This window comes from Okeania sp. SIO2B9, from assembly GCF_010672505.1.
GTDB lineage: Bacteria > Cyanobacteriota > Cyanobacteriia > Cyanobacteriales > Microcoleaceae > Okeania > Okeania hirsuta.
Genome location: NZ_JAAHGK010000196.1, coordinates 1 through 7,807 on the forward strand (window position 1 = coordinate 1; position 7,807 = coordinate 7,807).

A 7,807-nucleotide genomic window follows, 5' to 3' on the forward strand; every position below is an offset into this window, starting at 1 on the left:
CTAATACCTGTCGATGAAGTTATTAAAAGAGTATTGATAGGAGAAATAAGTGTTTCTGGAACTGTAGCAGCAATATTTTTAGGATTGGAATATTTGCACAAGTCGAATTTTATTTGAGGTGGCACATAATTAGGTGTTAGGTCTGATAAAAATTTTATTTGAGGTGGCACACAATTATTTTTTGCTTCTTCCTTCTTCCTTCTCCCTTCTTGAAGAAATTTATTAACTTGTCTATCTCAATCTACAGTCAACCCCAATCGAGATATTATTCTATGGAATTTAGAAATGAATTTGGTATTAAATTATTAATATTAGGTATCTATGGACTTATAATCAGAACAATCCTTACATGGACCGAAAGGGTTAACAGCACAACGGATGAGGGGAGACCTAGCATTGAACTTACAACTTAGGTCTCCTATAATATATCCTAATCCTTCAATATATTGTTGTTCTGGTTGACTAGATATAGTTGGTATTCCTGTATAGTTTACTGCCAATCTAATAGACATAAGTCTTTCTCTAGTTCGTGCTTTAAACTTGTGCAGTATCCACAAAGAAACTATCCAAGGAGTCATACCTATCAAAAAAATTAGTAAAATTTTAAACACATTTATTCTAATTTATTGCAACTTCAGAATTACTCTACTGCTGCAAATAATATCAATGAAAATTATTTATTTTTTGCAGCAATAAATTTAGATTATCGGTTAATCAAAATCTTGATATTTGTTAGATTTGAAGATGGAAAATTTTTTTCCACAAATAATGTATCGGGTATCTCACTGTCTGCTTTAACCACAGGAGATAGAGAAGTAAAGGGCAATTTAATATCAGATAAATCTATCCCAGCAAATATATGTAAAGATAAAGTAACAGCAACTGCTAACCAAAATTTTTCCCACATCTCACACCTAAATTTAATTTTACTTAAAATATAGAACAATTAGTCTTAAGGCTACCGTGGATTAAAATCCGACGAGTCACCTTTCATCCATCGCTTAAAAGACGATGGCTTTCATGCTCCCATGTTATTTAGGTAAATATTACAAAACAAACTTACTAATTGTCTGTGACTTGAAAGTAGGTAAAATCGTGAGTTTAATCACTGTTTAATTAATTAATAAATCAAGATCAATTAGTTCAAATAATTCAGATGTAAGCTGGGAAGACTCTGGCGACATATCCCTATTTAGTCCACTCCGAGCGGTTGAAGTTAAAAATGTAGAAGTTATAGCAGTCTAAGCACAAGGTTAGAAGATATCAAAAGCTTAAAACTCAGATAACGCCAGATTTTTCCTTGTTTCCTAGATGAATAAAGTCTTCTCTACTTCTTCCTTATGTTAGGAGTTACGTATAACCACCAAATATAGTAGGGGTTAACCGCTGTCAACCCCTACAAATGGCGTATAATATAATATTTTGCGTAAATCCTGTCTGTCCTATAGCATTACGTCTTTTGGCGCTTGACAATAAATTTTAGTTGTAAAGGAACAACGGTGCGACTCCCCGAGGTGGGACATACCCAAGGGAATGCTGACCAAGAGAGGAAATAGATGAATGTCCTAACATATTTGCGTAGCGCTATAGATAACCAAATTCCTTCTTCCTTCTTCCTTCTGCTATAGCAGGAGTTATTGAACGATAAAATTACCCCATATACCAAACATATAGTGGGAGTACATCAACTTATGCTGACAAAAATACTGGCCTTAACTGTTGGTCTTGGTAGTTTAGCCTTATATCTGGTGGCCTTTTTCTTTCCAGAAGTCCATCGAAAAAATGATTTTATCTGGAGTGGTTTAGGTCTTTTCTATGGCTTAGTATTATGGTTCTGTGCAGGTAGAATTACAGGTGCAGTGTTATTGGGTCAAATGGCAAGTGTAGCTTTATTAGGTTATTTTGGTTGGCAAACCCTGACATTGCGTCGCCAAGTTACTCCAGTAGTAGAGCAAACAAAAATATCTACTCAGAAAGGTACTAAAGATAAAACTCAAGAACAATCAACTACTGTTCCTCAAGCACCATCTACAGAAGAAGTAGACACTATCTCAAAATCAGATATTACGGAAATAGCTACCTCTATTCAAGAGGAAGAAAATGAAGTTAAACCTGCGGAAACTGAATCTGAATTAGTATCATCTGAAACTAATTTAGATTCAAGCAATATAACAAAAGATTCTGAGGTAGATGCAGTTACAAATATGGCAGAACAAAATGTCATAACAGATACGACGAAAGATGTTTCAGAAACACCCCAGAATTCACAGAAAAGTTCATCTAAAAAAGGTGGTGGTTTTTCTCAGTTATTGACACCTGTTAGTGGTCTATTGAGTAATATTAAAAATGCAATTCAAGGTAAAGATAGTAAAAATACAGATACAAATTCTGACTTAGTATCCAAAGAAAATCAAGTTGAGACAGAAGAATTAGTCTCTAGTGAAGAAGTTACTTCTGAGGTTAATAGTTTAGTTAGTGATGGAAAAGAAAATTCATCTGATCCAGAACTTTTAGTAGATAAAGAAGCACCTGTTGTATCTGATGTACAAAAAGAGACTACTTTGGAAGAAGTTGAGGAAGAATCAACTATATCTTCAGATATAAATTATACATCTACGGATTCCGAAAAAGCTATTTTAGAGACTAATACACAAAGTATTGAAACTCAAGATAGTTCGGTGTCATCAGACGAAATAACTACTCAAGATAGTGAAAAATTGGAAGTAAAAGGTACTTCCATTTCTTCTGAGGAAAAATCTGAAAATAAGAATTTAGAATCAGATTTATCAAAGGATAGTACAGACAAGTCAGTAGATCCGTAAAGTTACAATTTTGCAGACTAAGAACTCAGTAATAACAAATACAAAATATTGAGGGAATTGGCAGGGAAAATAGCAGACCAATTCCCTGTTTTTTGATTGTATAGCAGAAGGAATAAGGAAAAATCTGGCATTGTCTGAGTTTTAAGCTTTTGATACAGCAGATTCCACTAAGTGTGAGATACACCCATCGCGGGCAAGATGTCCGCACTACAAACATTTAATTTGTAGGACTTGCGCAGAGACTCTACATATAGCGAGGGCGCCATTCGGAGCTTGGCGTTAGCCAATACCATTCGCCCCTACAAATGGTACTTTAAAAGTTAATTTGCGTAAGTCCTGATAATGACGAATCTTAGACTAGAAAATGTTTTTCCAACTGTTCCCTGTTCCCTGTTCCCTGTTCCCTGCTATATAATTTTCTTTCTTAGATTTATAGAGGTTTTTGAGTGAGCAAAAATTCAGTAGCTAGACCTTTTTTAAAATGGGCAGGAGGTAGTGCGATTCGTTAGGTCGAAACTGCTTTTAGGAGCGGGGGATGACCTGGGTTGATTTTTTTAGATCAACTACAACTGTAGAGAGTTTCTAGGTTTAAGTCCTAGCATCGAGATGTTCGATTGAATCCATTATCCCCATTAAGGAGAGTGGCGCTCGAATTAGTGAAGCGGGATAAAAAGCAGGTAATAACTAAACTATCTAGGTTAAATCCCTGCGAGGGAGGTCGAAAGGGTTAACATTTGTGAACTGATGATTGGAAGCGTCGTTAGTCCAAGATGGAGATACGATAGGTCAAGTCTCTATCCAAATATAGCAATAGACAGATGGGGTGCGGACATAGACTGTTAACGAAGTCAGAACTCAGAACTCAGAACTCAGAAGTCAAAAGTTATTTTTGTAACGGGGATTTGAGCAACTCTCCAAAAATATTGCGCCAATCAAGGCGGGGTTGCGCGACCCTTATGATTTTGATAATGATCTTTAGACAGGGAAATTTTTTTCCTACTGTTCCCTGTTCCCTGTTCCCTGTTCCCTGTTCCCTGTTCCCTGCTATAGGAATGAGAATCAGAGAATTTCCTCTTTCTGATTAACATCCTTCTCTTACCGATAAGAGCATTCCTCGGCGTATAGTCAGAACCCAACCCGACCAGACAAAACCTCTACGGAACGAAGTAACCCGAATAAAGTTCTCATTGAGTAGGCAGCCAAGCTATAAACTTTATTGGGGAAGGATGATGTCAAAAGCTAATGTCTGGAGTAATTTCCAGGATATGCAGACGGACATCCCTAAGTCTAGAGAGTAGAAACTAAGTAAGAGGCAAAATGACCAATACGAGTGAAACAACTACGGTGGAAATGAAATGGAGTGATATTAACTGGAAATCGGTTAATAGAGCAGTATTTCGCCTTCAGAAAAGAATCTACAAAGCGTCGCTAAATGGTGATACCAAAACTGTCAGGAAACTACAGAAATTACTGGTAAAGTCTAAATCAGCTAAACTACTCGCAGTCAGGAAAGTAACACAGTCCAATATTACCCGACAAAATACTCCAGGAATTGATGGAATAGCTCAAATAGCCCAAAAAATTCAACTGGATGGCAAAGCTCAACCTGTCCGCAGGATTGAAATTCCTCAGCGAAACAAACAGGAGAAAATACCATTCGGAATACCCACCATGGAAGATTGGTCTAAACAGGTATTAGCTAAAATAGCTCTAGAACCAGAATGGGAAGCAAGGTTTGAAGCTAACTCTTATGGTTTCAGACCGGGAAAAAGTGCTAAAGATGCGATCACAGCTATCTATAGTGACATCAAAAAAACAAGTTACTATGTTCTAGGTGCTGAAATAGAGCAGTGCTTCGACCAAATAAACCATGGAAGATTATTGGATAAACTCAATACTTATCCAGCTATGCGTCGTCAAATTAAGGCATGGCTTAAAGCAGGGGTTATTGAAAAGGATGTCTTCTACAAAGCCGAAAATGGTACTGCAAAAGGTGGTGTAATTTCTCCGTTATTAGCTAACATAGCTTTACATGGAATGCAGGAAGCATTACAAGAGGTATTTTCTGAGAAAAATACCACCTATGGGATACAACCTGATATCAATTTCAATCCACCTCTATTCCATAGATATGCGGGTAATTTTGTTATCTTGCACGAAAGCAAAAAGGTGATAGAGGAATGCCTGGAAATTATCAATGACTACTTGGAAAATATTGGTCTAAAACTCAAAGACTCAACAACAAGAATTGCTCACACTCTAGGAGATGGAAAAGTTCAGACAGGATTTGACTATCTAGGGTTTAATGTTAGGCAATATCCAGTCAAAGATATAAACAGTGCAACGGATGGAAATGGTAACAAACTAGGGTTTAAAACTCTCATAAAACCTACAAAGGAAGCTATCAAACGCCATACCAGAGTCCTAAAACATACAATTCGACTGTATCGCAATGCAGCGCAAGAGAAATTAATAGAAGTGCTAACACCTAAAATAAGGGAGTGGAGCAATTATTATGACTCTGTGGTAAGTTCAAGAGTCTTCGCAAAGATGGATAATATCTTATTCCATCAACTTCTCAGATGGGGATACTATCGTGCCTCCATGCAGGGTAAAAAGCATACTGTAAACAAATATTGGGGAGTTGATAAGGGACAAGGATGGAAGTTTATCACACCAGACGGGAAAGTATTGCGAAACCATAAGGAGAGTTGCTCACACTGATTATGGCACGGATATACGGATAGGTCAGGGAGTGGGGGAGTTGCTCACACTGATTATGGCACGGATATACGGATAGGTCAGGGAGTGGGTAGGGACGTTGCATGCAACGTCCCTACAGGGAGTGGGAGAGTAATTATAGAATTATAAACATAGGTATTATATAACCGGATTCTACATAATTACCAGTGAAGACAACCTGGAAATAAACCATATAATTCCCTATAATTCCCTAGTATTTTACCAGTGAAGACAACCTGGAAATAGACCATATAACTCTCTAATATTTAGAGGGTAAAAACAATATGGCTAACAAAAAATTCCTGCACAATTACTGCCATCATCAGAAAATTTTTCAAGATGGTAGTCGCGATCGCAAGTCAAACTAGCTAGGAGGAGCTGAATGAAGGGGAACTTTCATGTTCGGTTCTGAAGGAGAGTTTGGGATAGTGATATCCCATTCGACTCTAACAAAGACAATTATTGCCTGAGTTAATCAAATATATTGATGAAAAATCTCTAAAAAAGCATACCTATTATGAACCTTTCATTGGAGGTGGAGCGCTTTTATTTGAGCTACAATCAACTAGGGCAGTTATTAACGATAAAAATCCGGAATTAATTAACTGTTACCAGGTAGTTAAAGATTCATTGGATGATTTAATTGTGGAGTTAAAAAAACATCAAGAAAAAAATAGTCCAGATTATTATTATGAAGTAAGAAATTTAGACCGTATGTCTAAATATAAAAGTTTGTCAGCAGTAGAAAGGGCTGCCAGAATTATCTATTTGAATAAAACTTGTTACAACGGTTTATTTAGAGTGAATTCTCAAGGTCAATTCAATGTTCCTTTTGGCAAATACAAAAAACCTAAAATATTAGATGAAGATGTTTTAAAAGCTGTTAGTAAATATTTAAACAAACCTCAAGTAAAACTATTAAATATGGATTTTGCAGAGGCTGTTAAGAAGGCAAAAAAAGGTGATTTTATCTATTTCGATCCACCTTATGACCCAGTTTCTGATACAGCATCTTTTACTGGATATGATGCTAATGGTTTTAACCGGAATGAACAGGAAAGATTGAAGGAAGTTGTTGATAATTTAACAGAGAGAGGTTGTCGAGTTATGTTGAGTAATTCTCAGACTGGTTTTATTATGGATTTATATCAAGATTATCATGATAAAATTCACATAGTTAAGGCAGCACGAAATATCAATTCTAAAGGTTTGAAAAGAGGTAAAGTTAATGAAATTATAGTTTTAAATTTTTCAGTTTAGAGTCGAGGGTGTACCCCTCCGGGGGAGCTTTTTCTAGTTGGGCTTTAGCCCTAATAATAGCCTAATTATAACTGTTCTACTAATAGCGTAGCTCCCCTGGAAAGGGCACATAATATTAATTAGGTTAGATATAAATTAATACTAAATCTAGCTTGGCATATTTGCGGAATAAATTGTAGGGTTACAAAAAGAGGAAGTAAATCATAGGGAAGCTATGTTTCTTATTTATTACCAAAATAAATTTTTTTATCAAAATAATTGGGTCTAAAACTCCGCCTTTTAAGGCAAAATGTTTTTGGAGACTTGCTTAAATCTCCGTTACAAAAACAACTTCTGACTTCTGACTTCTGACTTCTGACTTCGTTATAATTCAGCTTCTGGTAACCACAATAAATCTGTTACTCCGAAATCTTTGCCACATTGACTAATTAAAGTAGTAAGTTGACCGCGATGATGAGTTTGATGATTGAAAAAATGTAAGAGTAAGAACCAAACTGGAAATGTACATTCTCGTTTCTGAGACCTACTTGTAAAAGTCAAAGTTTCAGACAATTTTTCATCTGTTAACGAATCAATATAACTCTGAATTTCTTTGTCTGTTTTTTGACGTTCTTCCCATAATAAATCGAATTCATAAATTAATTCTTGTCTTAAAGATTCAATTTCAAAATTATAATTTTCAAAACGACTTAACCACAATTTATCTGCTAACAAAATATGGTTGAGTGTGCCGTGAATTGAATTAAAAAATGCTCTCTTATCTTCCCGGCGTATTTCATCGGGTATGGATGCACAAACTTGGTAAATTTTTTCGTTCATCCATTGATTATATTGAGATAATCTTTGAAAATAATCGGTTGTTTTCATTAGACATTTCTAGAAAAGAGGGAGTAATTAATTGATAATGGATAATTGATAATTGATAATTGATAATTACCTCTGGTTAAAACAGTTACGGAATTGAATATAAGGAAATATCCTAG

The 7,807-nt window shown here is 35.7% G+C and carries 6 protein-coding genes; 3 read left to right on the forward strand and 3 right to left on the reverse strand.

Annotated features, from left to right (window positions below):
* Positions 1 to 311: 311 nt before the first annotated feature.
* Complete coding sequence (locus tag F6K13_RS09475) at positions 312 to 611, reverse strand: DUF6464 family protein (protein ID WP_124146172.1); 300 nt, start codon at positions 609 to 611, stop codon at positions 312 to 314.
* A gap of 92 nt (positions 612 to 703) precedes the next feature.
* A complete protein-coding gene (locus tag F6K13_RS09480; RefSeq protein WP_124146171.1) occupies positions 704 to 907 on the reverse strand; it encodes a hypothetical protein in 204 nt (67 codons plus the stop codon).
* Between the two features lie 730 nt (positions 908 to 1,637).
* On the opposite strand from F6K13_RS09480, the gene F6K13_RS09485 reads away from it, so the two are divergent.
* The 3 genes from F6K13_RS09485 to F6K13_RS09495 all read left to right on the forward strand — a co-directional run bounded on the left by F6K13_RS09485 (position 1,638) and on the right by F6K13_RS09495 (position 6,824).
* On the forward strand, positions 1,638 to 2,822 hold the full coding sequence (locus F6K13_RS09485) for a Ycf66 family protein (protein WP_240039078.1): 1,185 nt from the start codon (positions 1,638 to 1,640) through the stop codon (positions 2,820 to 2,822).
* Between the two features lie 1,317 nt (positions 2,823 to 4,139).
* Positions 4,140 to 5,546 (forward strand): reverse transcriptase N-terminal domain-containing protein, encoded by a 1,407-nt coding sequence (locus tag F6K13_RS09490; RefSeq protein WP_124146170.1) that lies wholly within the window; start codon positions 4,140 to 4,142, stop codon positions 5,544 to 5,546.
* A 480-nt stretch (positions 5,547 to 6,026) separates the two neighbouring features.
* Positions 6,027 to 6,824, forward strand: coding sequence for a DNA adenine methylase (locus F6K13_RS09495; protein WP_124146169.1), 798 nt, complete (start codon positions 6,027 to 6,029; stop codon positions 6,822 to 6,824).
* Positions 6,825 to 7,187: 363 nt separating this feature from the next.
* On the opposite strand, the gene F6K13_RS09500 is transcribed toward F6K13_RS09495, so the two are convergent.
* Positions 7,188 to 7,691: a DinB family protein gene (locus F6K13_RS09500; RefSeq protein ID WP_124146168.1), complete on the reverse strand. Its 504-nt coding sequence runs from the start codon at positions 7,689 to 7,691 to the stop codon at positions 7,188 to 7,190.
* Positions 7,692 to 7,807: the final 116 nt, after the last annotated feature.

Bases quoted from the DNA above. Each gene is read 5' to 3' on its own strand.
- F6K13_RS09480 (WP_124146171.1), bottom strand. From the start codon at position 907: ATGTGGGAAAAATTTTGGTTAGCAGTTGCTGTTACTTTATCTTTACAT.
- F6K13_RS09490 (WP_124146170.1), top strand. From the start codon at position 4,140: ATGACCAATACGAGTGAAACAACTACGGTGGAAATGAAATGGAGTGAT.
- F6K13_RS09500 (WP_124146168.1), bottom strand. From the start codon at position 7,691: ATGAAAACAACCGATTATTTTCAAAGATTATCTCAATATAATCAATGG.